This window comes from Paenibacillus sp. FSL R5-0378 (assembly GCF_038009285.1).
In the GTDB taxonomy this organism is placed as follows: Bacteria; Bacillota; Bacilli; order Paenibacillales; family Paenibacillaceae; genus Paenibacillus_AQ; species Paenibacillus_AQ favisporus.
On sequence record NZ_JBBPAY010000001.1, the window covers coordinates 4248118 to 4273923 of the forward strand.

Consider the following 25806-nt stretch of genomic DNA (forward strand, 5'->3'; position numbering starts at 1 on the left):
AAGGCGTGTAACGAATAAGCTTTAATATGTTTTGAAAAGTCTGGCATGCGCCGGGCTTTTTTGCATTTATTACAGATGTTTGGTTGCGGCAATTCATGTTGAAGAAGCAGGATATTCGGGGGTGGCCGATGAAATCGTACGACGTATCCATTAAAATCGGTGTCAGCAACGGTATAATGGTTATAGCGTGTTGGAGTGTTTAAAGAAAGGATGTGATCTCATGAAGAAAATCATGAACAGACCGGAGACGCTCGTTGCGGAAATGTGCAGCGGTCTCGTATTGGCCTACCCTGAGCTTGAGTTTATCCGTAAATACAACATCATCAAGAAAAAAGTGATCCAGCAGGATAAGGTGACGCTGATCAGCGGCGGCGGCAGCGGCCACGAACCGGCACATGCGGGTTTCGTCGGCAAAGGAATGCTGGATGTGGCCGTCTGCGGCGACGTGTTTGCTTCCCCGTCCCAGATTCAGGTGTACCAGGCGATCCGCTCTTCTGCGAGCAAGAAGGGGACGCTGCTGATTATTAAAAACTATAGCGGTGACATCATGAACTTTAAAAATGCGGCCCATCTCGCTGCCGAAGACGGCATTCAAGTCGACTACGTGAAGGTGGATGACGATATCGCCGTTGAAGACAGCTTGTATACCGTCGGCAAAAGAGGCGTTGCCGGAACGGTGCTCGTACATAAAATCGCAGGAGCCGCAGCGGAAGCGGGCTTACCGCTGGAAGAAGTCAAGCAGGCCGCCCAGAATGCAGTCGATAACGTGAAAAGCATCGGGTTTGCGCTCACGTCCTGTACAGTGCCGGCCAAAGGCAGTCCGACGTTTGAGATCGGTGATCAGGAAATGGAATACGGCGTCGGCATCCATGGCGAGCCCGGCATCCGGCGGGAGAAGCTGATCACGGCTGACGAACTGGCTTCCCGAATGGTTGCCGAGCTGCTGGAAAGCTTGCGTATCACCGACAGTGCACCCGCGGAGGTGGCTGTCCTGGTAAACGGATTCGGCGGCACGCCGCTGCAGGAGCTGTACCTGCTGAACCATGCGGTCATACGTGAGCTTGCCGAACGGAACGTCACTGTGTATAAAGTATTCGTGGGCAACTATATGACAAGTATTGATATGGCCGGCGCGTCGTTGTCGATCATGAAGCTGAATCCCCAGCTGAAGCAGCTGCTCAGCGAGGATTGCGAGACGCCGGCGCTGACCGTCCGCGGACCATTCGAGCCGGTACAGTACGTACCAGATGAAGGGGCCGTCCGACACCCGGCATCCATCGGCGCCACGACCGATGAAGCGCATGGAGTCATACACAACAATAAGCTTACACTGGAAAACCTGGTTTATCTGGTTGATCGCATGAGCGGCGTCATTATCGAAAACGAAATTCCGTTCTGCGAGCTGGATGCTCATGCCGGTGACGGTGACTTTGGGATGAGCGTAGCCAAAGGGTTTAAGCAGCTCAAATCCGAGTGGGAGGAACTCACCTCCCAGGCGCAAGATATCGGAGGATTTCTTGATGCCTGCTCTCTAATCATTATGGAGCATTGCGGCGGTGCCTCCGGTCCGATCTGGGGTTCGGCCTTCCGGGCGGCAGGTAAATTTGCGGGGAACCGGAGCGAGCTGTCCGTTACGGACATCGCCGGTATGATGAATGCTGCCGTGAAGGGAATCCAGGATACAGGTGAGCGTTCCTTTGGACGGGGTGCCGTTGTGGGTGACAAAACGCTGATCGATGCGCTTGTCCCCTATGCCGAAGCCTGGGCGAAGGCGGATGAGCAGGGCACCGATCTGATCGGCGCAGGCCTGTCCGCAGCAGAGGCAGCCGTTGAGGGGGCCAAGCAAACCGAGCACATTGCGGCCCGGATGGGGAGAGCCGGAACGGTTGGCGACCGGAGTATCGGTTACCCGGATGCGGGAGCCTACGCATTAGGCGTGATTTTTACGGAACTCGCGCATTCCCTTAAACCTTCCGATCAGTGAGATTCTAAGAACGCTCAAAGGGGGCATTTAAATTTTGAATGATGGCCTTAGTAACAAACCCTCCGCCCGGGATCTAATGGAATATCATGCGGAGGCTATGTTTACTCATGACCGCAGCGGACGCCTGCATCTGGTCAATGAACCTTGGCCTGGTTCAGACCCGGCTCCACGATTGTTTCTGGGAAGAACCACGGAGGGAGGGAGCGTTTGGCGTTTCCGTCACGACGTTCCTGACCAACTGGTGAAACAGCTGGAGAGATGGTGTGCCGAAGAGGCTGCGGTCGTTGACTTTCAAGACAGGCCGAAGCATGAGAAGGATTACTGGTACCTGCTGCAAGGTAAAAAGATGACGATGGGGCCTTGCTTTTCTATTGAAAATGAAACGAGAGGGCCATCCGTGGATGTGCAGCGAATCACGCCGGAAAACGTAAGGCAGCTTGCGCGGGAAGGATTCGAATGGCTCGCTGACGAGATCAGCTATGCGCAGCCCTGCGTTGCGGTGGTACAGGAGGGCCGAGCCGTCTCCGTGTGCCGCAGCGTCCGCATCGGTACGAAGGCGCATGAAGCCGGGCTGGAAACGTTAGAACAATTCCGAGGCAGGGGATACGCTGCTGCAGCGACGGCGGGATGGGCTGAAGCCGTCCGGGAGCTCGGCTGTATTCCGCTATACAGCACCTCATCGGATAATCTATCTTCTCAGCGCGTCGCGGGAAAAATGGGGCTTTCTTTCTATGGCGTGAATTTTTCGATTTATTAATAAACGTGATCAGGGCGTTAGTTGAAATTCGCGGACACGATTGTAGAATTCAAGAAGATCGATGAACGAAAGAGAGCGTGTTTGGACTTGTTCCAAACACGCTCTTATTCTCTCAAGGCAATTTCCGGCTAGCTGGCTATCAAGTTTAAAGCTGTGTGTATCCGTTACTTGGAGCTTTGCTCCAGAGTGAACGGAGGTCTGCATTGGTTCCTAACAGCCGAAGAATCATCGTGACGGCTTCGGCCCGGGTAACGGGTTCATTAGGGGCAAAACGGGTCTCGTCTCTGCCTTCGAGAAGTCCGGCTGCTGCGGCTTGTCCGATGATATCCTTAGCCCAATATGAATCGGCAATATCCGTAAAATGGCGTGCTTCACCGGTGGCCAGTTCAGACAAATCCGCCAAATTGGCCATCATTTGAGCCATTTCGGCCCGGGTCAGGCTGCGCCCGGCTTGGAAAAGCCCGCCTGCATTGCCCTTGACAATTCCATTGGAAGCCAGAATGCCTATGGACTCTGCCGCCCAATGATCATGCATATCCCTGAAGGTAACGACCTCATTCCCTTGCCGAAGCGCGAAAGCACTGACAAGCAGTTCACTGATTTCTGCCCGGCTAATCGGAAGGTCCGGCTTGAAGCTTCCGTCACCATATCCGTTGACCAATCCAAGCCGGGAAGCCACCGCGATGTCTTTTGCCGCCCAATGCGTGTATGTATCGGCAAATCTCTCCGGAGGGTTTATCGCCAAGGCGTGGCGGAACGAAGCAGCAATATCCTCTGCGCGAATAAACTTCCGGAATGAAGATTCCGGCATTTGCGGTATTGGCGTAGGAGTTGGAGTAGGTGTAGGCGTCGGTACAGGGGCCGGACTTGGTGCAGATGGTGTATCTGCCGGTTGGGAAGGGTTAGAAACGACCGGCTTGGCTGTGACCGTTAGGTTCAGTGATTCACTCTTGCCCCCGTAGACGGCTGTGATCACAGTCGTGCCCGCACTCTTACCGGTTATCTCGCCGTTGGTAACCTCGGCAACCGCTGGATCGGCAGTAGTCCATGCTGCTGACTTTGTAACGTCAGTTTCAGACTGATTCGAATACAGAGCTTTCAACAAGACCGATGAACTCTGGCCAACCTCCATATGTAAGCTGCTTGCGTTGACGCTCAAGCGTGTCAAGCTCTGAACTGTTAAGCCTTTATCGGCTTGATTGCTTTCGTCGTTGCCGTCGCTTACGACAAAGCGGATGGTTCGATTTGATGGTTCTGATGCATTTTCAGAGCTTATGTAAGTTACGCTTCTAAAAGCTGACTCCCACTCAGAAACAGTGGCTGTTCCATTTTCTGATGTCAGGGTCAACATACCAGAAGCGGGATCGAAGCGGCCGCTGATGTTGCCCATCGTCTTTCCATCGTTGGTGAACTGAAGATCCTCCTTACCGGCATGATACGGGCTGACGAAAGACACGCGGCCGGAAGCCAAAGTCTGATCATCGGGATCCGAGATGGACAGTGCTGGATCTACAGGGACGGTCCCGGCTGTGTAGGAGGTTAAACCGGCGCTTGTTGTCACAACGGGTGGCTGGTTGGACACCTTTACCGTCTTGGTGGCGGAATTGCTGCTTGCGATACCGTCGCTCACCGTGAACGAAATGGTTCTTATCGCGGCCGTATTCGGATTTTTAGATGTATTGCCATAGGTCACTTCTCGCAGCGCTTTCTGCCACTGGGCAATCGTGGCCGATGCTCCGGAAGAAGTCAGAGTCAATGTACCAGTTACTGCATTATAGCTTCCTGTAATGTTACCCATAGTGGAGCCGTCGTTTGTAAAGTCAAGAGTATCTTCTTTTGAAAAAAAGTTGCCCGAAATCGAGACCGTGGCCGCTGACATCATCTTGTTATCCAGGTCTGAAAGGGTAAGGCCGGAATCGATGGCAACGGGGATCCCTTTGAAGGTAGAGGTGCCACCCGTTGTTGTCAAAATCGGCGCCTGGTTGACCGTTGTCACTGTCACCGTTTTGTCTGCGGGATTGCTTGAAACGGTACCGTCACTCACCGTAAATGTGATGATGCGATTCGCCGTATCGGGGGTGATGGCCGTATTCGTGTAGGTTACCGCCTGAAGAGCATGAATCCATTGATCGACTGTCGCGGTATGACTCGCAGATGTCAGGGACAGGATCCCGGTCTCTGAATCATAACTTGCAGTAATATCCTTAAATACGACCGAGCTGGTATTCACAAACTGAAGCAAATCTTCTCCGGGATGAAAACCGTTCGAAATTTGAACTGTAGCCGAAACTAAAGTGTTGGCGTCGTTGATGGAAATATTCGAATCCACGGTAACGGGAGTGGCTATTGTATTATTCCCTGCTCTAAAGCTGGTTGTTCCGTCACTGGTGGCAATTTGCGGCTGTGTGCTGGCATTCGTCATTTGGTTGGTATTTGGGGATGAATCATCTGCCGCACCTCCTTCGCTAACGATGGCAGCAGGTTGAGGGTCGTCCGCAGCGGATGCGGATTCGGGAAGAACCGAAGAGGTTACCATTTGAAATGCCCAGATCAGGGTAATGATTGCCGCGTACTTCGAGCGGTTGTTCATAAAATTCCTCCTATTTGCGTCATGAAATAAGTCGTGCTGTTTCTATATAGATTGAACTAAAGCTGAGCATCGAGCCTTCTGTTAGCCGCCTGTAAACTTCATTTTCGATAGTTCATTCTATTTAGCTATAGAATATATCGGATTTCGCGAAGCTGGAGAGTATAGTTCGAAAAAAATAGGGCTCGCACACTCACAGCAACTACGGATAACAATCTATAAATTCAGCTGGACGTATGATAGTCTTTTGGTATTAGAGGCCATTCATCCCAATTGAACGAGGTACAATCCATGACAAACGAAGATCTGAAGCGGTTGGCACAAAGGTTTGGCATTAAGGGAGCATCATTCGATTTTCTCCGGCATAACGAAAACGAAACATACAAGGTAAATGCGGGCGACGGCCGCAAATATGTTCTGCGAATCCATCAGCCTTTCCAAGAGGGGATGACCGGTAAGCAGCACACCTATGAAGGACTGCTGGGTGAACTGCACATGCTGGAGGAGCTATCCCATAACAGCGGCCTTAGTGTCCAGACACCGATCCGTAATTCGGAAGGGAACTTGATCACCGTGATGGAGCATAATGGGCGTCAGCTGAATTGCTCCATGCTCTCATGGTTAGAGGGGAGGGACCTCAATAAAACGGATGTCAGCCAACCCGGATTGGTACGCAGGCTCGGCAGCCAAATCGGCGAGCTGCACACTTTTTTTCGCGGTTACCGTCACGAAACGTTGGAGAACCGGCCCAGCCAGGGGATGGATTACAATCGTTGGTTGGCGGAAACGGTCCGGAAAGGACTCAACCTCGGCCTGTTTACAGCATCCGATGTCGACATCATTGATGAAACCTTGCGGGAGAACAACAAGCTTTTAGCTGCGTCAACTGAGGTTCCTTCCGGCCGGTTAGGGCTCATCCATGGGGACTTGGGGTTAGGCAACGTAATTATTTCACCCGAAGGGATCATGAGCTTTATCGATTTTGGTTTTTTCGGACAAGGCTACGAGCTGCTTGACGTGGCGATGGGGGCCATGATGGTGCCGCCCGAACACAGGGACGTGCTGTTGGATGGGTATTATGAAGCGATAGGACGCAGCATTAGCCCAGACGATAGGGTCTTGCTGGATGGCTTTGCGCTCGTGGCAATCATCGGATATTATGCATTTCAAATGCCGAATGAAGCGGTTCATGGGTGGATGCGGGAGAGGATGCCGCGCTTGTGCGCAGAATATTGCAAGCCGTTCCTGCAGGGTGAGCGGATCTTTTCCAAAGTGTAAGCTGTGAGCGGAAGCCGGAAGCCCAATGGGGCTTCTCTTTTTGTTGTTTAAGCCTGTTTTTTAGATGCAGACAGAGCGGGGAACAATGGGAACTAATCGGAGAGAAAAGTTTTGTATTGTTTTGTTCATATGCCGTTCATCTCCTTTTGATATATTGATCGTTATGAATGTTGTATAAAGTGGGGGAGTTTTGATGAGACAACTGCTGATTGTGGATGATGACAGCCATATCCGTGAATTGCTGAGGTTCGTCATGACGAGAGAGGGCTATCAAGTCTATGAAGCCGAGAACGGTATGGAAGCAGCCAAAATGATGGACAGGCATGACATTGACCTCGCCGTCGTGGATATCATGATGCCATATATGGACGGGTACGAGCTGTGCGAATATATTCGGGAAAATTACGATATTCCCATCGTTATGCTGACGGCAAAGGATCAGCTAACCGACAAGGAAGAGGCTTACTCCCGGGGAACAGATGATTACCTGACCAAGCCGTTTGAACCGGAGGAACTCGTATTTCGCGTCAAGGCGCTGTTCCGCCGCTATCAGCGCACCTCAAGCGATACGCTTTATTTGAACCGAATTGTGATCGACCGGAACAACGTGGAGGTCACCGATGGTCAGAGCGTCTTTTTGCTGCCGATGAAGGAATTTGAGCTGCTCTCGCAGCTTGCCCAGTATCCGGGAAGGCTGTTTTCGCGGGACGAGCTGATCCGGCTGGTATGGGGAGCCGATTACGAGGGGGATGACCGAACGGTAGATGTCCATATCAAGCGGCTTCGTCAGCGGTTTGCGGACTATACAGACGATTTCTCCATTCAAACAGTAAGGGGCATCGGGTACAAATTAGAGGTGCCCAAACGATGAAATCGCTGTACTCGCGTGTGTTTCTTATCACCCTCATTGTGATTGTTGTCAGCAGCACGCTCGGCTTTTTGGCTTCCAATATGTATTACCATGTCAAACTCAAACCGTTCAACGACGAGAAGCTCGTCGGAATCGCCAGCCAAATGAAGCGGTTCTTGGAGAATGAGCCTGCGGACGTCGATGCCTACCTGCAGAATGCGGCAGCGCTTGGATATCAGATTTATTTGACGGACGGGGACAAGGATGACGGCTATTACGGCCGCAGTTTTCGCAAAATGGACTTGAGTGAAAGTACCATATCGGGGGTTCTGCAGGGAGACATCTATCACGGGGTAGCCCAATTCCCGAACAAGCCTTTTATCTCCGGGTTCTTCGATAACCGGTTAAGCAATACGGTCGGGGTACCCGTCGCGGCAGGCGGCCGTCAATTCGCTTTGTTTATGCATCCTGACGTCATTTTGCAATTTGGGGAGCTGCGGATTTTTTTCGCTTTGGTCGGGATCTTAACGGTAGCCATCAGCGTCGTCTTGTTTTTGATCAGCACACGCTATCTCGTTAAGCCGGTGACCCGATTGTCGGAGGCAACGAAGCGTATCGCGCAGGGGAATTACAATATCGTGCTTCCCACCAAACGTAGGGACGAAATCGGCAGGCTCGCCGAGCATTTTATGGTCATGAGCCGGGAGCTGGAACGTACGGACGCGGCCAGACAGCAGTTTGTGTCCAACGTTTCGCACGAAATCCAGTCGCCGCTGACGTCGATTCAGGGGTTTGCCAAACTGCTTGGCGGGTCCCGTCTATCTTCTGAGGAATCTGCGCACTATGCATCTATCATCGAACAGGAAAGCCGCCATCTTTCGATGCTCAGCAAGCAGCTGCTCCTGCTGTCATCCCTGGAACAGGGACAGGTTGCAGTTAACCGGAAAACATTTTCCCTGCGGGATCAGGTTCGTCAGGCGGTTCAGATGCTCCAGTGGCGTATCGAGGAGAAAGAGCTTCTGCTGAAAATATCTATACCCGAATCCATAACGTTAACCGGAGACGACGTGCTCCTTATACAGGTGTGGATGAACCTGATCGGAAACGCTGCCCTACACATTCCTGCGGGGAGGACCATCACCGTTCATGCCGAACAAACGCATGCCGACATCAAGGTGGTAATCCGGGATACGGGCGACGGCATTGCCGCAGAGCATTTGCCCTTCTTATTCGACCGTTTCTATCGCGCAGACCGGGCGCATGAAAGGGGTTCCGGAAGCACAGGCCTTGGACTGGCCATTGTCAAAAGGATCGTACAGCTCCACGAAGGCCACATCGAGGTAACCAGTTCACCCGAAGGAACCAGCTTTACCGTTACGCTGCCTGCGTTGTAATTTGCCATTCATGCGCCGTTCACATTCGCTTCCTATACTGGACTCATTCCAAAGGAGGGAAGCAGGATGTACTTAGCTTTACGGGAAATCAGATTCGCCAAGGCCCGGTATACGTTGATTGCAGCCATCATGCTGCTGATTTCGTTTCTCGTGCTGTTCGTCACGGGTCTGGCCCAGGGCTTGGCCTATGATAATGCAGCATCGATCCAAAATATGCCCGCCACCCATTTCGTGCTGGAGCAAGGATCCGATCATCGCTTTACCCGATCACAGATCAGTGGGGAGAAGCTCGAACAGACCCGGTCCGTCGTGGGCGAAACGAATGCGGAGCCGCTGGGGGTGCAAATGACGAGCGTCGTTCTTTCCGGTGACATTCAAAAAATCGACGTTGCGCTGTTAGCCGTTAATCCCAAAGGATGGCTGGCACCGGATCTAACTATGGGGGTTGCGGAGAAACAGGAAACAGGCGGTGTCGTCGTGGATGAGAAGCTGGCGGAGCACGGCGTCAGATTAGGATCCATTCTGGTCGATCAAGCTTCGGGAACCCGGTGGACCGTAACCGGTTTTGTCAAAAATGAGTCGTTCAGCCACGCCCCGGCCGTGTTCTTGAGCAAGGAGGAGTGGATGGGGCTTCATTCGCTATCGTCTGCGCAATCAGGTTCCGGCAGTGCCGAAGGGCAGGCCGTATATAACGCGGTTGCGGTTAAAGCAACGGAGGTTCAGGTGTCTAAGCTTCAAAGTGCGGTTCCGAACACAGAGATCATTAAGAAGGCGGATGCTGTGTCGGCGATTCCCGGATACAAAGAGGAGCAGGGTTCGCTTCTGATGATGATTGCGTTCCTGTTTGTTATCTCGGCGTTCGTGCTGGCTGTCTTCTTTTACGTCATAACGATTCAAAAAACGAGCCAATTCGGTATTCTCAAAGCGATTGGCACGCGCACCGCGTATCTGGCCGGAAGCGTGACGCTTCAAGTACTGCTCTTGTCCGTATTCAGCTTGGCAGTCAGCATTTTCCTGGTGAAAGTGTTGGAGATGGCGCTTCCCGGGACCATGCCGTTTCAGTTAGGGGCAAACATGCTGGCGCTTACCTGCGCTGCGTTTATCGCGATGTCGTTGGCCGGCTCGCTGTTTTCGGTGTGGAAGGTAGCCCGCATCGAAGCATTGGACGCAATAGGGAGGGCAGCAGCATGAACAATCGCTTGGAACTGCACGACATCACACGCACTTTTGCAGACGGTGGATTTCAGCGGACGATTCTGGACCGTCTCAACCTGAAGGTGGCGGAAGGGGAACTGGTCGCCGTCATGGGACCGTCGGGCTCCGGTAAGAGCACATTTTTGTCGATCGCTGGGGGGCTGCTGGAGCCGACCGGGGGAGAGGTTTTGATTGACGGCAAGTCCATCATTGGCCAGGACAAACAAGCTCTTTCAGAGCTGCGCCTGCGGAAGATGGGTTTTATTTTTCAGAATGCCAATCTGATACCGTATCTCAAGGTGGAGGAGCAGCTGATGCTCGTGGCTAAGCTGGCGGGAAGCAGCAAGGAGGCTTGCGCGGCGAGGGCTGACGAACTGCTTCAGAAGATGGGGCTGACGCATCGGAAGAATGCCTATCCGCATAAGCTCTCCGGGGGTGAACGGCAGCGGGTGGCGATCGCCAGGGCGCTGATGAATGCCCCCGCCGTATTGTTCGCCGATGAGCCGACAGCAAGCCTGGATGCTTCGCGCGGGTTGGAAGTTGTCGCCATGATTGCGAAGCAGGTCAAGGAGCAGCGGAAAAGCGCGGTGATGGTTACGCATGACGACAGGGTGCTCCCATATTGCGACCGGGTATTTTATCTGGAAAAAGGAAAGCTGACGGAGCATCCGGTGTGACATTCGATAAACAAGGTAAAATATACGATATAAGCCTGGGATCTACCCGAACAGCGGCGAAGGTCTAAATGGAACAAACGGCAATCCCCAACTCAGTTTATGAGGAGATTGCCGTTTTTTGTTTTATAAAGTTTTTGTAAAATATCACTGCGCCTTACGTCTGTATCCCTCCAAGCCGAGCCGAACGTATTGCTCTTCCGGCGCATCGTGGGCAGTCATCAGTTCCAGCATGTAACCGATTAATTTCTGCTCGATGTCCTCATCCCGGAACGGATGCTTCTGCCCGGGATCCTTCTCCATATCGAACAGCATCGTGCCGAATCCATGGTAACGTTCCAACGATTCCGAGGGGATTTTCATCTGGGACACGCCTTTGGTAAATGCAAAGGGAGGTGCCAGCTCGATGTTTTGCAGCTCCTCGACCGAAAAGCGTGTGCGCATATGCGTTGGCATGAGCGTGTAGTTGTAGAGTGGTCCGTTCTCTGGGCCTGCTGGGGCACGCATGTACACATACCGTCCGTCCGTACAGTTCACATGGCCACCGTGCAAGCCGAATAATGCGGCTTTGCGCACCGGCGTATCCAACGCAATGGTGTCTCGGAGGGGGCGCCCGGTCATATCCCCAGGGATTTCAACATCAAAGAACTCCAGCAGGGTTGGCGCTAAATCGATCGTCTGCACCAGGCTTTGTCTGCGCTCCCCCTGAACGCCCGAACGCGGATCCCAAATATAGAGCGGTGTATGGGCCACCTCGTTGTAGAAAGGCTGGATGCATTTCGCCCACCAATCATGCTCGCCCAGCAGAAATCCGTGATCCGTGTTCACGATCAGCATCGTATCCTGCCACATGGCGTTCTGATCCATCAAGTCGAGCACCTGACCGAGGTAGTGATCGCACATCGACAGCAGGGCGGCATATTCATACCGCAAATGCTCCACTTCTTCCGGGGACTGCCGGACCTCTTCATACGGCGGCCAGTCGAAATGCTTGCCTTCATATGCATGAGGGTACAGCTTTCGAAACCGTTCCGGAGCCCGAAACGGCTCATGGGGGTCAAAGGTCTCGAGCTGCAGAAACCAGCGGTCCTGATCTGCATTCGCCCGGATAAATTCCAAACCCGCCTCAAAGGTTAACGCTTGCGGATAACGTTCTTCTTCCTTGGCAAACTCGCGGTTGATCCAGTCCTGGCGGAACATGCCCGTCAGCGGACGGTCGACGGCTTGGGGCGGAATGACCGGGTCCTTCAGCCGGCCTTTCCAGGCGTCGCCTTCCTGACCGCGGATGAACTCGTAAGTCGTATAGCGGCTGTGGTACGTCGCCCCGCCATCCTCCCAATAATGCTGATGATCCGTGACCAGATGCGTATGTACACCTTCGTTTTTCAAAATTTCCGGCATGGAATCGTCGTATGGCTCAAGCGGCCCCCAGCTCCGATGCAGGAAATTATAGCGCCCGGTATGCAGTTCCCGGCGTGCAGGCACGCATGGCATGCTGCCGACAAAGCTGCGGTCAAAAACCGCCGTCCGCTCTTCCAATCGGCGAAAGTTGGGAAGATACGTCCAATCGCAGCCATAGGAAGGAAGCATGCGCCGGTTTAACGTATCAAACATGACCATAATGGCCTTCATTCCATCATCCCTTTCTTGGACCAGGTCCCCTTTCATAGATCTATGTTAAAATAAACGAAAGATGATCCAGTAGAAAAGAACGATGATTTTCTCATAAAAAACGAACAACATGGCATTGTCATACCGAACCCGAGGTGGCTGTTGAAACATGTTCCCTGATCCGATTGGAATCGTTCATGAACCCTACAAAATGGTGCTGCAGTTTGCGTTTGAATGGATCCGCAGCCCGGAATGGAACGCTCCGGGGTACCGCAACCCCGGCGTTACACTGTGGTATATTCTGGCCGGCCGCCGCAGGCTGCTCGCTGGAGCACAAGCCTTTGACCTGCAGCCGGGAGAAGTAGTCCTGATTCCGCCAAACACCACTTTTATGACGGAAGGAGGGGAGGGGGAAGGAGGAGCGATCCATTATTTGTCAGCCAGTGTGTCAGCCTACATGCATGGGATCGAGTGGTCCGAATTGTACGGGCTGCCTCCCCGCTTCCGGATTCAAAACATTGAGGATGGGCAAAGGCTTAAGGACAGCTGGTATAATCTTGTTCGTGCCTGGCAGCCGCGTGATTCGGAGAAGGCTTCCAGCAGAGGAGACGGTATGCTATCCATCTCCCAGGCCGCAAGGCAACTGCAGACACAGGCAGTCTGCCTGAACTGGTTTGCCGAAATGATCCGCGTTCTGGAGCCGCATCTGATGACCCCGGAACCGGTCATCGACGAGAGGGTGCGCGAAGTTTGCGCTTTTATTCAAAGATCGTATGCAGCACCCATTAGACTTGGAGATTTGGCCAAGGTAGCCAATACGAGCGAGGGCCATCTGCGTCTGCTGTTCCGCACACATTTAATGGTGTCTCCTTACCAGTATTTGCTGCAGGTAAGAATCGGGAAAGCACAGGAACTGCTGCTGGCCACAAACAGGCCGCTTGCGGAAATCGCCGCTGAAGTCGGGTTCGAGGAGTACAGCCACTTCCTGGCCACCTTCCGCAAAATCGTCGGCATGTCCCCTTCACACTACCGGAAGAACAATTCGTTGTATCAATAAAACGCTTACCGTTACAGTATCCATCTATGATACAATGGAGCATATTGGTATTTATACAATGGTCAATTCAAGTACATGGGAGAGGGGCTTTGCATATGTCGAAAATTTTAACACGGGCTGAAGTGCCGGTGGAAACCACCTGGAACTTGGATGATATCTTTCCATCCAAAGAAGCATGGGAACAAGAATTAACTGATATTCAGCGGGATATCGGCACGGTGACGAAATATGAGGGCGAACTAAGTCAGGGCGCTGACACTTTGCTGGCCTGCCTGCAGGCCCAGGAAGAGCTTTCCGGCAGAATGAGCCGGGCAGGAGCGTACGCCTACCTGCATCAGTCCGGCGACAGCATCAATCCGGAGAATCAGACGAACGCTTCGAAAGCGCGCGACCTTGCTTCGCAGGTCAGCTCGGCGTTGTCTTTTATCAAATCCGAAATCATTGCGCTTCCGGACGGTACGATTGACCAGTACATAGCAGATCAGCCCGAACTGAGGGAATTCGAGCGCAGCCTTCGCCTGCTCCTGCAAACGAAGCCCCACCGCTTGACGGCAGAAACGGAGAAGGTGCTGGCCTCGCTGGGCGAGGTATTGGATGCCCCTTACCGGATTTATGAACGGAGCAAGCTGGCCGATATGACCTTCAAGCAGGCGGTGAACGGCGAAGGGGAAGAAGTTCCGGTCTCGTTTGCCCTGTACGAGAATAAGTACTGCGAATCGCCTGATACGAAACTGCGCCGCAACTCGTTTAAAGCGTTCAGCGACACGCTGCACAAATACCGGAATACGTTTGCCGAGGCATACGGCACCGAAGTCAAGCGACAGGTCATTGAATCCCGTCTGCGCGGTTACGAGTCCGTGACTGATATGCTTTTGCAGCCACAGCAGGTCACCAAAGAGATGTACAATAACGTCCTGGATATTTTGCAGGAGGAGCTTGCGCCGCATATGCGCAGATATGCCGCTCTGAAGAAAAAGGTGCTCCAGTTGGATGAGATGACGTTTGCCGACCTGAAAGCGCCGCTCGATCCCGATTACAACCCGGAAATATCCTTTCAGGAAGCCGGTGAACTGATCAAGGAAGCTCTGGCTATCCTCGGACCGGAGTACGGGGAAATCGTATCGGATGCTTTCCGCAACCGCTGGGTGGATTACGCGGACAACGCCGGCAAACGCACGGGGGCTTTCTGCTCGTCGATTCCGGGCGTTCACTCGTACATTCTGATCAGCTGGTCCGACAGCATGCGCGGGGCGTTTACGCTCGCTCACGAAGTAGGGCATGCCGGCCATTTGATGCTCGCAGGGAAATACCAGCGGCTGACGAATGCCCGTCCGTCCCTGTATTTTATCGAGGCACCATCGACAATGAACGAGCTCTTGCTGGCGGATCATTTGCTTACTCGGTCCAATGAACCTAGAATGCGCCGCTGGGTGATTTCGCAGCTGCTCGGTACGTACTTCCATAACTTTGTGACGCATTTACTGGAAGGCGAGCTTCAGCGTAGAGTTTACGATCTGGCCATGAAGAATGTGCCAATCACTGCGGTAACCTTGTGCGAGCTGAAAGGCGATATCCTGTCATCGTTCTGGGGCGCGGACGTGGTCATCGACGAAGAAGCCAAGTTAACTTGGATGCGCCAGCCGCATTATTATATGAGCTTGTATCCTTACACCTATGCAGCCGGCCTCTCTGCATCCACTGCCGTTGCCAAGCTGATCCGGGAGGAAGGACAGCCTGCAGTGGACCGCTGGCTCGAAGTGTTAAAAGCCGGTGGCTCTATGAGCCCACTGGAACTGATGAAGCTGGCCGGGGTGGATATGTCTCAGCCCGATCCGATCCGGAGTGCGGCCGCTTATGTCGGTTCCCTGATCGATGAGCTTGAAAGTTTGTATTGATTTTTTTCATGAAAGAGACGAAAGGTCCGGATTTACCGGACCTTTCTTTTTTTTAGATCGAGATGGTTTGAGAATCGTACTATTTTTGCTGGATGTGTGGAATCACGGCTATGTGAAGCTAATACTGTACATTTTCATATACGGAATACTTTCCCCCGGACTCTTGCACCCGCAAGAGTTTTTGTCGTTCCAGGTAACGTACATGTGCTGCGGTTTCCCCAAGCGCAAACCGTGCGCTGTCGTTGTCAAAAACTTTGGAGAACAGACTCATGCTAATGTCATATATCGTAGTACCAGCGCTTCCAGCCTCATGTACAATGCCCAGGACATGATCGAGCCGTTCCTTATGGTGGGCGATCACCGATTCAAAATAGTCCGTTTGCGGCTGAAACACCGGTCCGTGTCCGGGCAGAACGGTGCGAACCATCCGTCTTTGCAGCGCGTTCAATGTCTCGAAATATGACGCAAGCGGATTCCCCTCATCCTCTTCGAACTGATAGGTGATGTTGGGCGTGATTTTCTGCAGCAGCAGATCCCCGCCAATCAGCGCCTGCCTCTCCGCATTCCAAAACCCCACGCTGCCCTCGGCATGACCGCCGCCAAGTATAATTTCATACGGCTCCCCGGCGAGCACGATCGAGTCGCCTTCGAGCAGGTTTACCCTTGTACCCGTAATTGGGGAAATTTGATGGAGCAGCCGCGAATCCAGCTCAGCTACATCCTGAGCAAGCGTCTCCGGCATGCCGCTTTTTAAATAAAAATGGAGATTTCGCACCCCCTGCTCTTTGCTGAAATAACGCTCGGCCAAGGTAAACGTTTCGGGACTTGCGATAACGTCGGCTTCCGTCCAGCGCTGCATCTTACCGGCAAACCCATAATGGTCAGGATGGAAATGCGTGATGTAAATATTGCGGATATCAGAGGGCTTTACATTGAGCTGATGCAGCGTCTGCACCCATGATTTCTCGGTAACTAAGGTGTCCAGCCCGGGATCGATGACGCTCCAAAAAGACCCGTCCTGAACGAGATAGCTGTTCACGTGATTGAGTCGAAAGGGAAGCGGGATGCGAATCTGATAGATTTGCTTCAGCGGCGTCTCCATGAATTGATCTCCTCTTTGTCGAAGTTTAGTGAGAACTATAGATCAATGTCGAGCCCTGCGTCAATGACATATAGATTTTATTTGATTTTTTATAGAAAAGTTCAATTAGACTTTTAATTCCTACCGGTTTAGTATGAATAAAAATGTTTCACAGGCAAACAAAAAGGAGGTGAACCTCAAATGGCCGCCGTTTTAACTCGAGAAGCAATTGAGCCGGTTCTGACCGGTACAAAGTTTCATCAATTTCTGGGCATCCGGCTCGAAGAAGTGAACGAGCAGTCCGTTACGATCCGGCTGCCCTATAACGAGCTTTTTTATACCTCCGCCGACGGATATATCCACGGGGGGATTCTTGCCACTGTCATCGACATCGCCGGATATTTTGCCGTGTTCAGCCAGCTGAATCAGCCGGTACCGACGGTCGATCTCAAAATTGACTACTTGCGTCCCGGGAGGGCGGGGGATCTGCTGTTTACCGCTTCCGTAGTCAAGCTGGGAAGGACCGTCAGCATCGCCGACATCGTGGCTGCCGACACAACCGGTAAAGCGATTGCTATCGGAAGAGGATTGTTTAGCTCAAAACAAGAGTAAGAAGCCAACAATATTCAGAATACAAAGGTGGAGCAGCGATGAACTCTTACAATTTTGCAGATATCATTCGTTCCTCGGCAGCCCGTGCTCCTTTAAGTCCTGCGATCATTGCCCAAGGGAGAACGATAAACTACGGTGAGCTTCAAAGCCGTACAAACCAGGCGGGCAATTTGTTTGCCGGACTTGGTGTTGAGCCCGGAGACCGGGTGGCCGTGCTATTCATCAATGACTTCAGGTTTTTGGAAATCTGCTTCGGACTGATGACCATAGGAGCGGTTCCGGTGCCGATGAATTCGAAGCTGGGCGCAGATACGCTTGCTTATATTTACAGGGATAGCGGCAGCCGCTTGCTGGTCTACCACTCATCTATGGGGGACAAGGCAAAGATCATTCATCAGGAGGCTGATGTCGCGGCAAGCGTCATCTGCACGACGGAATCACATCCGGACGATCACGGGCTGAATTCATTGGTGTATGATGAAATACTATCGTCACAGGATACCCAATTGGACCTGTATCCAACCCGCGGAGGCGATTTGTGCCTGCTTCCGTACACTTCCGGATCTACGGGAAATCCCAAAGGATGCCGCCTCACTCACAGCGGTCAGCTGTGGAACGTAACGGCGATTGCTGAAATCCGCGACTTGCAGCAGGAAGACCGGATCGTGATATCCCTGCCTCTTTATCATAAGAATGCCATGCTGTCCATGAAGGCGGTGTTTTATTCCGGCTCATCTGCCGTTATCCTACCGGCGCCTGAGCCAGCGGCTATTTTTCATGCGATCGGGACGCATCGGGCCACTTATATTTCCGGCGTTCCAGCCCTGTACCGCATGCTTGTGACTCACTTGAAAGAGTCATCCGCTTCTTATGATCTCAGCTCACTGAAGTATGCGATATGCGGGTCGTCCGATACGCCGGTTGAACTCCTGGAGGATATCAAGCAGTGGATGGGCATCGAGGTGTATGAAGGTTACGGCCTTACCGAAGGAGGACCGGTTGTGCTGGAATCGCGTAAAGGTCTGCACAAGCCGGGATCGGCCGGCTTTCCGCTGCCGGGATGTTCGATTCGGATCGTGAATGAGACAGAAGCAGATGTCCCGGAAGGAACGATAGGCGAATTGTGGGTGAGTAACCCCGGCGTAGCGGACGGCTATTGGAATCTGCCGGACGTGACGCGCAAACGGATCACCTCAGACGGCTGGCTCAAAACAGGAGATATGGCGTGGCAGGACGATGAGGGTTATGTCTACATTGTTGGACGCAAGGACGACATGATCAACGTAGGCGGCGAGAACGTCTATCCGAAGGAAGTCGAAAACATCCTGCTCCAGCACCCGCATGTCGAGGATGCCTGTGTTCTTCCGGTCCCTCACGAACTCAAGGGTGAGGTGCCGGTAGCATATGTCGTATTGAATCATCCCACCGATCGTGAGGAAATCAAGCGGTTCTTCATCGAGCGGGGACCGGCCTATGCGCATCCTCGCGAGATTTATGAATTGGACGCTTTTCCGCTGACCGGTCCGGGGAAAGTGGATCGGACGCGGCTCAAACAAATGTTGGCCGAACAATTACAAAAAGGAGTGGGCAAATCGATATGAAAGCAGCGCTGATTCTTGAACATGGAGATCGAAACAATGTGGTCGTGGGGGATTATCCGAAACCGGAAGCCGGTCATGGAGAAGTTCTAGTAAGAGTTAAGGCGGTATCCCTGAACCATTTGGATATCTTCGTCAGGAGAGGGATTCCTGGAAGAAAACTGGAGCTGCCCCATATTTCGGGTGGAGACGTCGCCGGCGTCGTCGAAGAGATCGGATCCGGGGTCACGAACGTTAATCCCGGTGACCGGGTCCTGATCGATCCGCATATCCCGGGCAAAGGGGCACTCGGTGAGGATACGACGGGTGGACTGGCGGAATACGTAAAGGTTCCGGCAATCAATTTGATTCCACTACCGGAAGACATCTCCTTTGACGAGGCGGCTGCACTTCCGATCGCTTATGGAACGGCCTGGCGGATGCTGATTACGCAGGGCAGGCTTCAGGCCAACGAAACGATTGTCATCTTGGGGGCTAGCGGCGGCGTAGGGAATGCCGCGGTGCTGATCGCTAAGCTGGCAGGGGCACGCATTATTGCGGCAGCCGGATCGGACAGCAAGGCGGAGAAGTTGAAGGAGCTTGGAGCGGATCATGTGATCAATTACAGCAAAACCGATTTTTCCAAGGAAGTATGGGCTTTGACGGACAAGCAAGGCGCGGATATTGTCGTGGACTATACCGGCAAAGCCACCTGGCCGCAGAGCATCAAAGCGACGCGCAAAGGAGGAAGGATTCTGACCTGCGGAGCGACGACGGGATTCGAGGCCGTTACGGACCTCCGGTACGTATGGGTCCGTGAGATTTCGATCATCGGCTCCAACGGCTGGGGAGAGGGAGATCTGCATACGCTGCTGGATTTGGTAAGCCGTAAAAAACTGAAGCCGGTCATCGACCGCGTACTGCCGCTGGAAGAGATCAGGGAAGCGCACCGTTTGATCGAAGAACGGGAATTTTTCGGCAAGATTATCATTCATCCTTAAACAAGCCAAGGAGGAGCGAACCATGGGAGTCCAATTAACGTTTGATCATGCCGTACATTTTGTGAATAAACCTGAGCAAGCGCCGGAAGAACTTGCAGGGCTGGGGATTCATACGGTGAACGGCGGGAGGCACGAATCGGTAGGAACGTACAACGCGCTAACGTATTTTGATCTTCGCTATATCGAATGGATCGGCATTTTTGACCCGAAGCTGCTGCCTCCCCACCAGGATACCCAACGTTATGGGCTCGTGGATACGCTGGCAGGTGACGGTTATGTCGAAGGGCTCAGCCGGATCGCGCTGCGGACGGAGCAAATTGATGAGTTGGCGGAGCAGCTGGCCGCCGAGGGCAATCAGGTGATCGGTCCTGTAGATTGTTCCCGCAGAAGGCCGGACGGAAAACTGCTGGAATGGAAGCTGTTGTTCGCAGGATTGCCTGACGAAGGGCTGCCGCTGCCATTCTTCATCCAATGGAACGATTCCGATGAAGACAGAAGGGCCGAACTGACGGCAAACGGCACCATTACGGATCATGCCCGGGGTCCCATAACTCTGGATTATGTGGCGTTTACGGTTCGCGACTTGGGAAAGACGGTCAGCCGTTGGGAGAAATGGCTCCACTTAGAGGCCGGGGAAGCCGTCTATGATGACTATTGGAAGGGCAAGAAACAAGTCATTTCTCTGGGTTCGTTCCAACTGGTTTTTCTGGAGCCCGATCAAGAGGGACCCGCAAGGGAGTACTTGCAATCAAGGGGAGAGCGTCCGTTTCTAGTCGGACTGAACAGCGGTCAGGGAGGCTCACCAGAGCAGTACGTCAACATTCACGGTTCTTTCTATCATTTGAAGTAGTCGTAGGGGACGCCTGAAGGAAAGGAGAGGCATCGCATGGCGTTACGTACCAAAAAAGACACTAAAGCGAGAAACCTATGGATCCGATTTGTTCAAATCGCATTTATTGCCGCACTGCTGGCGGGCATGCAGCTGGCGGTGTCCAAGGAGTGGGTGAGCCGGGTATTCTTGGCTTCCCCTTCCCAGATCGTACAGGAGTTCGTATATATGCTCAAAGAAAACACACTTTGGCCGCATTTGTCCGTTTCCCTGCAAGAGGTTGCGGTAGGATATCTCATTTCGGCGGTGGCGGGCATCGGGCTTGGAGTGCTGTTCGTCTCATTCCCGTTATTGGAAAAGCTGATCGACCCGCTGATGGCGGCGATCATGGCCATTCCAAAGACGGCTATCATGCCGCTGCTCATTGTATGGTTCGGCATCGGCTTCAAGAGCAAGGTCGTCCTGGTCATTCTTTTCTGTTTTTTTAACATTTTGTATAACACCGTTACGGGTTCCAAGCAGACCCGAACGGAGCATTTGAAGCTGGCCAAAGTGTTTAAGGCGAGCCGGGCGCAAACGGTATTCAAGGTTTTGCTGCCTTCGGCGCTTCCTTCCATTTTCAACGGGCTGCGTGTGACGGCGGCGACGGCGATCACCGGCGTCGTATTTGCCGAGATGGCAGCAGCGAAGAATGGGCTTGGTTTCCTGCTGAATGAGTCTCAGGCTGTGCTGAATACGCCAAGATTATATTTAGTCATCATTGTGGTGACGGTGTTATCCGTTCTGTTCGTCGGGCTGATCAACCTGATCGAGAGATTGGTATGCCGCCGGTGGATGCCGAGCCGGATCGCCTGATTATAAAATTATACATTGTACAAAGGGTGGGAAAGAGGAACATGTACTCAAATCAATGGTTACGCAAATCAATTAGCGGTGTTATCTCATTGTCCCTGGTTTTCACGCTCGCCGCTTGCGGCTCGTCTTCCAAGGATGCTCCCGCTTCCTCCAGCTCCACTGGTTCTTCCGAAGCTGGAAGCGGCACGGAGGCAGCTTCAAGTACACTGGACAATACAACTGTGGATATCGCTTCAGGGGTTCCGCCATGGAAAGGGCGGGATAACAAGGAAGTCACCCTTACGGCCGGTTTTTCCAAAGGGATGACCGGAATTGCCAATCAGTTTGCCATTGATAAAGGCTGGTATGAGGATGCCGGCATTCATTTGAACTTTGTCGATACGATTAACCCGGTTGCGGCTTTCGGTGCCGGAGAGGTCGACATCGCCGACGGGGATCCCGGAACCTATATCCCTGCCATTGTGAACGGGGTGAAAATTAAAGTCGTCAGCAATATGTGGAGAAGCCGCGGGGCTTACTGGATTATCGCCAAGCCCGAAATCAAGTCGTTCGCCGACCTGAAAGGCAAAAAAATAGGTTCTGCGCAGCCGATCGGAGGTATGCCGCTCACCTTGATGGAGGTGCTCTCGCAGAACGGCATCGACCCGAAAAAGGATGTTCAGCTTGTGCCGAACGGCGTGTATCAATCCGCCTACGCGACGTTTGAGTCGGGTGAGGTCGATGCCACGATTATTCACCAGCCGTTCGCAACGATGGCGGAGCAAGCCGGTAAGGGGAATGTGCTGGCCAAGACTTGGGAGTTTATGCCGAAATACCAAACCGGCGTGCTGGTAGCCAGCGAGAAGCTGATCAATGAGCAGCCAGAAGTAGTCGAACGCGTGCTCGAAGTGTATTTCTATGCCAACGAATACGCCAAGACGCATCTGGATGAATTCCTGCCTTGGGCAGCCAAGTATTTGAACCTTGATGAGAAGACAGCACGTACTGCAATCGAATCGGAAATCGTCCTCTGGGAGAACGATCCGATCGTTGATAAAAACCGCCTGCAAGTGACCGAGGATCTGCTGAATCAATACGGCATGCAGCGGGACAAAATCTCGGTCGACGGCACATTCGACAACACGTTTGCGGAGCGCGTCGCCAAAAGGCTGAAGCTGGGGAAATACAAGGCGAACAATTAAATGGGGAAGCGGGAAAGGAGCTGATGTCATGCCGACTATCGAGCTTCGGCATATTACCAAGGAATACGAAAACATCGATGAAGAGCAAACCTATGCGCTGCACGACATTAACCTGACGGTGCAGGACGGGGAATTTGTGTGCGTGCTTGGTCCAAGCGGTTGCGGAAAAAGCACGCTCCTGGAAATTACCGCGGGCCTGCTATCCCAGACGAGCGGAGAGGTGCTGCTGGATCAGGTTCCGCAAGCCGGAACCAGCCGTGACATCGGCGTCGTGTTTCAGGATTCCGCGTTGTTCCCTTGGCGGAGCATCCGCCGCAATATCGAATTCGGCTTGGAGATTGCCGGCGTCAGCCGCGAGGAGCGGCGCGCCAAAGTTCAAAAGACGATCGAGCTTGTAGGCTTGGCTGGTTTCGAGGACAAGTATCCACATCAACTCTCCGGGGGCATGAGGCAGCGCGCCGGGCTTGCCCGGACGCTGGTAGCCGATCCGCGGGTCATCCTTATGGACGAGCCTTTCAGCGCGGTGGACCATTTGACACGTTTGACCTTGCAGGATGAAATGATACGTATTTGGGAGAAAGAGAAGAAGACGATCTTTTTTATTACGCATGATGTAGCTGAAGCCGTCTATTTGGCGACAAGGATTGTCCTTCTCAGTCCGCGTCCCGGCCGCATCCAGCAAATCTTCGACGTTCCGTTCGATCGGCCTCGTAACCGAAACGATATGGAGCTCTTGAGTATTGTGGAAAAGATTTATATGGCGATCAACAACCCGGTCCAGAGCCATGACACGGAGTATTTTATTTAACCGAATCAAAGGGACTAAAGACCGGATGATATGGGGGGATTTCGATGAGAGTCATCATTTCGGGGGGCAGCCGGGGGATCGGACTTGAGATTGCCCGGCAGCTGTCCATCGCCGGTCATGAACTGCTGCTGGTGGGGCGGAACGGGGAATCATTGGCCGAAGCGCGAACCTCGCTTGGTGGAAATGCACTGGTTTTCACGGCAGACCAGACGAGCGAGGAAACTCCGGATCGGCTCATTATATATATGAAGGAACATCAATTCCAACCGGACGTTCTCGTCTTAAACGCTGCAGCTTTCTTCGATGACACCCGTTCTGTTACAGAGCCAAAGGGTGAAGAGCTGGAACGCATCCTTCTGGCCAATGTCGTATCCAACTACAATTGGGTGCGAACTTTGCTTCCGCTGATCCGCCAAGGTGAATACCCACGCATTCTGGTCATTGGGTCGACGGCCGGACTGCGGGCGGATACCTCGCTGTACGGCATTTCCAAAGCGGCGCTCCGAAATTACACGCTCGGTCTGCGGGAGGAACTGAAGCCTGCCGGAGTCGGTGTGACGCTGATCCATCCCGGCGGTACCTTTACCGAGCGACGCGTTCCCAATGAGCGAACAGCCCCGGACCGACTGCTGGAAGGCAGCGACATCGGTTTGCTGGTTGCAGCCATCTTGTCTTTAAGTCCGCAGGCGGTCGTCGAAGAGCTAACGGTCCGACCGATGCTGGGCGACACTTTTTAGACGATACTAGCTGGCATTGGAAAAGGTTCATTTCATAATTTCACGATGGGTCCTTGCGTTTGGTTGACGGATTTTGGAAGAATGGATAAGATGAGGTGAATGTTTCTGACGAACACAACAATTTAGAGGAGCGTTTGTATTGGATCAGTTTCATATTCAAGTGGACCTGGCCTTGGGACGGATGTTTGAAATTTATAATCTCCTGAATAAAAAACCAAAAGAATATGTGTCCGGCATGCTGCTGTATTATTCGGAAATCCATATGATTGAAGCCATTGGAAGGCATCAGGACACCAATCTGACGGAGCTTGCCGGCATATTGAACATCACCAAGGGAACCGCCTCCAAGACGATCGCCAAATTGGGCTCAAAGGGACTCATCTGCAAGTTCCAGCGAGAGGATAACAAGAAAGAGGTCCATTTCCGGCTGACGGAGCTTGGACAGCTTGCATTCGAAGGCCATTACCGGTATCACGAGTCCCGAAGCTCGGATATCGACCGGGACTTCGACAGTTATTCCCCGGACGAGCAGAAGCTGATATTGCACTTTATTGAGCGCTATACCGAAGAATTAAGCCGGTACCTTGAAGAATGACAATGTATACTACATCATCGGAGTTAGAAGGAGGAATTCGTATGGCCAATCCCGGTATAACGAATACCGGTTCCGCTGCGAAGCTGCAGGAACGCTTGGTGGACATCCGCCGCAATCTGCATCTGGAACCCGAATTATCCAATGAAGAGTTCGAAACGACGCGCAAAATCAAAGCGTGGCTGAAGGAAGCCAATATTGAAATTCTGGATTTACCCAACCTTAAGACGGGGGTCATCGCCCAAATCGGCACTGGCAGGGAACCGATCATGGCCTTGCGGGCGGATATCGACGCGCTGCCGATCGATGAAGAGACGGACGTTCCGTTCCGATCCAAGTTTGCAGGAAAAATGCATGCTTGCGGCCACGATTTTCATACAACCGTCGCCTTGGGAGCCGCCTATCTGTTGAAGGAAAAGGAGCAAGAGCTTCAAGGAACCGTACGGATCATTTTCCAGCCGGCCGAAGAAACTGGACACGGAGCTAAAGACGTGGTGGACTCCGGTGGGTTGGAGGGCGTATCGGCGATCTTCGGCCTTCACAATTCGCCGGAGCTTGCGGTAGGGGAACTGGGCACATGCGAAGGCGCCATCACCGCCGGCGTTGACCGGTTCGAAATCGTCATTAACGGAATCGGTGCCCATGCGGCAACGCCTGAGAAAGGGACCGATGCGATCGTCGCCGCCTCCCAAATCATCCTGGCTCTGCAAACGATCACCAGCCGCCGGGTCAGTGCACTCGATGCCGTCGTGGTCAGCGTCACCCGAATCTCTGGTGGGAACACATGGAACGTCCTTCCTGGGACAGTGGAGCTCGAAGGAACGGTAAGAACGCTCGATGTGGAGGTTCAGAAACGCATTCCGGACACGATCCGGCAAATTATTGACGGAATCGGAGCATCGGCAGGGGTGTCGGCCGAGCTGAAATGGTATCCCGGACCGCTAGCCACGATCAACGACGCATATTGGGCCAAGTTCGCCAGCGATGCGGCGGAGGAATCCGGCTATGTCACCAAAGTGCTTGGACCAAGCATGGGAGGGGAGGATTTCTCCTACTATCTCCAGCACATCCCAGGCGCATTTGTATATGTAGGGTCTAACTCGCCCTATGCGCTGCATCATCCGAAGTTTAATCCGGAAGAGGACGCGCTGCTCCCGGCTGCGGAATATTACAGCCATCTGGCGGTACGCTGCCTCAACGAATTGAATACTCGATAAGCCGCGATCTTCGCGGCTTTTTTATTTCCCGGTTT

At 52.9% G+C, this 25806-nt stretch carries 22 protein-coding genes; 19 read left to right on the forward strand and 3 right to left on the reverse strand.

What is annotated here, in order from left to right; translation table 11 throughout:
- Positions 1–220: 220 nt before the first annotated feature.
- Both dhaK and MKY74_RS19765 read left to right on the forward strand, forming a co-directional pair.
- Positions 221–1984, forward strand: coding sequence for a dihydroxyacetone kinase subunit DhaK (dhaK, locus tag MKY74_RS19760; RefSeq protein ID WP_076165960.1), 1764 nt, complete (start codon positions 221–223; stop codon positions 1982–1984).
- Positions 1985–2081: 97 nt separating this feature from the next.
- Positions 2082–2741 (forward strand): GNAT family N-acetyltransferase, encoded by a 660-nt coding sequence (locus tag MKY74_RS19765; RefSeq protein ID WP_244169153.1) that lies wholly within the window; start codon positions 2082–2084, stop codon positions 2739–2741.
- A gap of 145 nt (positions 2742–2886) precedes the next feature.
- Here the strand turns inward: MKY74_RS19765 and MKY74_RS19770 are convergent, their stop codons facing one another.
- Positions 2887–5331, reverse strand: coding sequence for an S-layer homology domain-containing protein (locus MKY74_RS19770; RefSeq protein ID WP_076165957.1), 2445 nt, complete (start codon positions 5329–5331; stop codon positions 2887–2889).
- 288 nt (positions 5332–5619) lie between these two features.
- Between MKY74_RS19770 and MKY74_RS19775 the strand changes: the two genes are divergently transcribed.
- From MKY74_RS19775 to MKY74_RS19795, 5 genes are all read left to right on the forward strand, one after another.
- Complete coding sequence (locus MKY74_RS19775; protein ID WP_076165953.1) at positions 5620–6606, forward strand: phosphotransferase enzyme family protein; 987 nt, start codon at positions 5620–5622, stop codon at positions 6604–6606.
- Positions 6607–6799: 193 nt separating this feature from the next.
- Entirely contained in the window at positions 6800–7477 is a 678-nt protein-coding gene (locus MKY74_RS19780; RefSeq protein ID WP_076165949.1) for a response regulator transcription factor, read from the forward strand.
- Entirely contained in the window at positions 7474–8850 is a 1377-nt protein-coding gene (locus MKY74_RS19785) for a sensor histidine kinase (protein ID WP_076165946.1), read from the forward strand. The genes MKY74_RS19780 and MKY74_RS19785 overlap by 4 nt, the downstream gene beginning before the upstream one ends.
- Before the next feature lie 66 nt (positions 8851–8916).
- On the forward strand, positions 8917–10041 hold the full coding sequence (locus MKY74_RS19790) for an ABC transporter permease (RefSeq protein WP_076165941.1): 1125 nt from the start codon (positions 8917–8919) through the stop codon (positions 10039–10041).
- Positions 10038–10721, forward strand: a complete 684-nt coding sequence (locus MKY74_RS19795) for an ABC transporter ATP-binding protein (protein WP_076165938.1) — start codon at positions 10038–10040, stop codon at positions 10719–10721. Before MKY74_RS19790 ends, MKY74_RS19795 begins: the two co-directional genes overlap by 4 nt.
- 144 nt (positions 10722–10865) lie before the next feature.
- Here MKY74_RS19795 and MKY74_RS19800 read toward each other — a convergent pair whose 3' ends face one another.
- The gene (locus MKY74_RS19800; protein ID WP_076165934.1) at positions 10866–12350 is read right to left on the reverse strand and encodes a sulfatase; all 1485 of its coding nucleotides are present in this window, start codon (positions 12348–12350) and stop codon (positions 10866–10868) included.
- 148 nt (positions 12351–12498) lie between these two features.
- Between MKY74_RS19800 and MKY74_RS19805 the strand changes: the two genes are divergently transcribed.
- Positions 12499–13386, forward strand: coding sequence for an AraC family transcriptional regulator (locus MKY74_RS19805; protein ID WP_076165930.1), 888 nt, complete (start codon positions 12499–12501; stop codon positions 13384–13386).
- Positions 13387–13481: 95 nt separating this feature from the next.
- On the forward strand, positions 13482–15281 hold the full coding sequence (gene pepF / locus MKY74_RS19810; RefSeq protein WP_076165927.1) for an oligoendopeptidase F: 1800 nt from the start codon (positions 13482–13484) through the stop codon (positions 15279–15281).
- 118 nt (positions 15282–15399) lie between these two features.
- On the opposite strand, the gene MKY74_RS19815 is transcribed toward pepF, so the two are convergent.
- Positions 15400–16383 (reverse strand): MBL fold metallo-hydrolase, encoded by a 984-nt coding sequence (locus MKY74_RS19815; RefSeq protein ID WP_076165924.1) that lies wholly within the window; start codon positions 16381–16383, stop codon positions 15400–15402.
- Positions 16384–16563: 180 nt separating this feature from the next.
- Between MKY74_RS19815 and MKY74_RS19820 the strand changes: the two genes are divergently transcribed.
- The 10 genes from MKY74_RS19820 to MKY74_RS19865 all read left to right on the forward strand — a co-directional run bounded on the left by MKY74_RS19820 (position 16564) and on the right by MKY74_RS19865 (position 25771).
- Complete coding sequence (locus MKY74_RS19820) at positions 16564–16974, forward strand: PaaI family thioesterase (protein WP_076165921.1); 411 nt, start codon at positions 16564–16566, stop codon at positions 16972–16974.
- Between the two features lie 38 nt (positions 16975–17012).
- Entirely contained in the window at positions 17013–18575 is a 1563-nt protein-coding gene (locus MKY74_RS19825; protein WP_076165917.1) for a class I adenylate-forming enzyme family protein, read from the forward strand.
- Entirely contained in the window at positions 18572–19552 is a 981-nt protein-coding gene (locus MKY74_RS19830; protein ID WP_076165914.1) for a zinc-binding dehydrogenase, read from the forward strand. The genes MKY74_RS19825 and MKY74_RS19830 overlap by 4 nt, the downstream gene beginning before the upstream one ends.
- A gap of 22 nt (positions 19553–19574) precedes the next feature.
- Positions 19575–20402: a VOC family protein gene (locus MKY74_RS19835; protein WP_076165911.1), complete on the forward strand. Its 828-nt coding sequence runs from the start codon at positions 19575–19577 to the stop codon at positions 20400–20402.
- A 36-nt stretch (positions 20403–20438) separates the two neighbouring features.
- The gene (locus tag MKY74_RS19840; protein WP_076165907.1) at positions 20439–21236 is read left to right on the forward strand and encodes an ABC transporter permease; all 798 of its coding nucleotides are present in this window, start codon (positions 20439–20441) and stop codon (positions 21234–21236) included.
- Between the two features lie 89 nt (positions 21237–21325).
- On the forward strand, positions 21326–22417 hold the full coding sequence (locus MKY74_RS19845) for an ABC transporter substrate-binding protein (protein WP_167372824.1): 1092 nt from the start codon (positions 21326–21328) through the stop codon (positions 22415–22417).
- Positions 22418–22445: 28 nt separating this feature from the next.
- Entirely contained in the window at positions 22446–23225 is a 780-nt protein-coding gene (locus tag MKY74_RS19850) for an ABC transporter ATP-binding protein (protein WP_076165900.1), read from the forward strand.
- A 44-nt stretch (positions 23226–23269) separates the two neighbouring features.
- Positions 23270–23962 (forward strand): SDR family oxidoreductase, encoded by a 693-nt coding sequence (locus MKY74_RS19855; protein WP_076165896.1) that lies wholly within the window; start codon positions 23270–23272, stop codon positions 23960–23962.
- 139 nt (positions 23963–24101) lie between these two features.
- Entirely contained in the window at positions 24102–24557 is a 456-nt protein-coding gene (locus MKY74_RS19860) for a MarR family winged helix-turn-helix transcriptional regulator (protein WP_084203689.1), read from the forward strand.
- A 41-nt stretch (positions 24558–24598) separates the two neighbouring features.
- Positions 24599–25771 (forward strand): amidohydrolase, encoded by a 1173-nt coding sequence (locus MKY74_RS19865; protein ID WP_076165892.1) that lies wholly within the window; start codon positions 24599–24601, stop codon positions 25769–25771.
- Positions 25772–25806: the final 35 nt, after the last annotated feature.

What these genes read in the sequence shown, in the direction of transcription:
- dhaK (WP_076165960.1), top strand. Translation starts at nt 221, where the DNA reads ATGAAGAAAATCATGAACAGACCGGAGACGCTCGTTGCGGAAATGTGC.
- MKY74_RS19765 (WP_244169153.1), top strand. Translation starts at nt 2,082, where the DNA reads ATGTTTACTCATGACCGCAGCGGACGCCTGCATCTGGTCAATGAACCT.
- MKY74_RS19770 (WP_076165957.1), bottom strand. Translation starts at nt 5,331, where the DNA reads ATGAACAACCGCTCGAAGTACGCGGCAATCATTACCCTGATCTGGGCA.
- MKY74_RS19775 (WP_076165953.1), top strand. Translation starts at nt 5,620, where the DNA reads ATGACAAACGAAGATCTGAAGCGGTTGGCACAAAGGTTTGGCATTAAG.
- MKY74_RS19780 (WP_076165949.1), top strand. Translation starts at nt 6,800, where the DNA reads ATGAGACAACTGCTGATTGTGGATGATGACAGCCATATCCGTGAATTG.
- MKY74_RS19785 (WP_076165946.1), top strand. Translation starts at nt 7,474, where the DNA reads ATGAAATCGCTGTACTCGCGTGTGTTTCTTATCACCCTCATTGTGATT.
- MKY74_RS19790 (WP_076165941.1), top strand. Translation starts at nt 8,917, where the DNA reads ATGTACTTAGCTTTACGGGAAATCAGATTCGCCAAGGCCCGGTATACG.
- MKY74_RS19795 (WP_076165938.1), top strand. Translation starts at nt 10,038, where the DNA reads ATGAACAATCGCTTGGAACTGCACGACATCACACGCACTTTTGCAGAC.
- MKY74_RS19800 (WP_076165934.1), bottom strand. Translation starts at nt 12,350, where the DNA reads ATGAAGGCCATTATGGTCATGTTTGATACGTTAAACCGGCGCATGCTT.
- MKY74_RS19805 (WP_076165930.1), top strand. Translation starts at nt 12,499, where the DNA reads ATGTTCCCTGATCCGATTGGAATCGTTCATGAACCCTACAAAATGGTG.
- pepF (WP_076165927.1), top strand. Translation starts at nt 13,482, where the DNA reads ATGTCGAAAATTTTAACACGGGCTGAAGTGCCGGTGGAAACCACCTGG.
- MKY74_RS19815 (WP_076165924.1), bottom strand. Translation starts at nt 16,383, where the DNA reads ATGGAGACGCCGCTGAAGCAAATCTATCAGATTCGCATCCCGCTTCCC.
- MKY74_RS19820 (WP_076165921.1), top strand. Translation starts at nt 16,564, where the DNA reads ATGGCCGCCGTTTTAACTCGAGAAGCAATTGAGCCGGTTCTGACCGGT.
- MKY74_RS19825 (WP_076165917.1), top strand. Translation starts at nt 17,013, where the DNA reads ATGAACTCTTACAATTTTGCAGATATCATTCGTTCCTCGGCAGCCCGT.
- MKY74_RS19830 (WP_076165914.1), top strand. Translation starts at nt 18,572, where the DNA reads ATGAAAGCAGCGCTGATTCTTGAACATGGAGATCGAAACAATGTGGTC.
- MKY74_RS19835 (WP_076165911.1), top strand. Translation starts at nt 19,575, where the DNA reads ATGGGAGTCCAATTAACGTTTGATCATGCCGTACATTTTGTGAATAAA.
- MKY74_RS19840 (WP_076165907.1), top strand. Translation starts at nt 20,439, where the DNA reads ATGGCGTTACGTACCAAAAAAGACACTAAAGCGAGAAACCTATGGATC.
- MKY74_RS19850 (WP_076165900.1), top strand. Translation starts at nt 22,446, where the DNA reads ATGCCGACTATCGAGCTTCGGCATATTACCAAGGAATACGAAAACATC.
- MKY74_RS19855 (WP_076165896.1), top strand. Translation starts at nt 23,270, where the DNA reads ATGAGAGTCATCATTTCGGGGGGCAGCCGGGGGATCGGACTTGAGATT.
- MKY74_RS19865 (WP_076165892.1), top strand. Translation starts at nt 24,599, where the DNA reads ATGGCCAATCCCGGTATAACGAATACCGGTTCCGCTGCGAAGCTGCAG.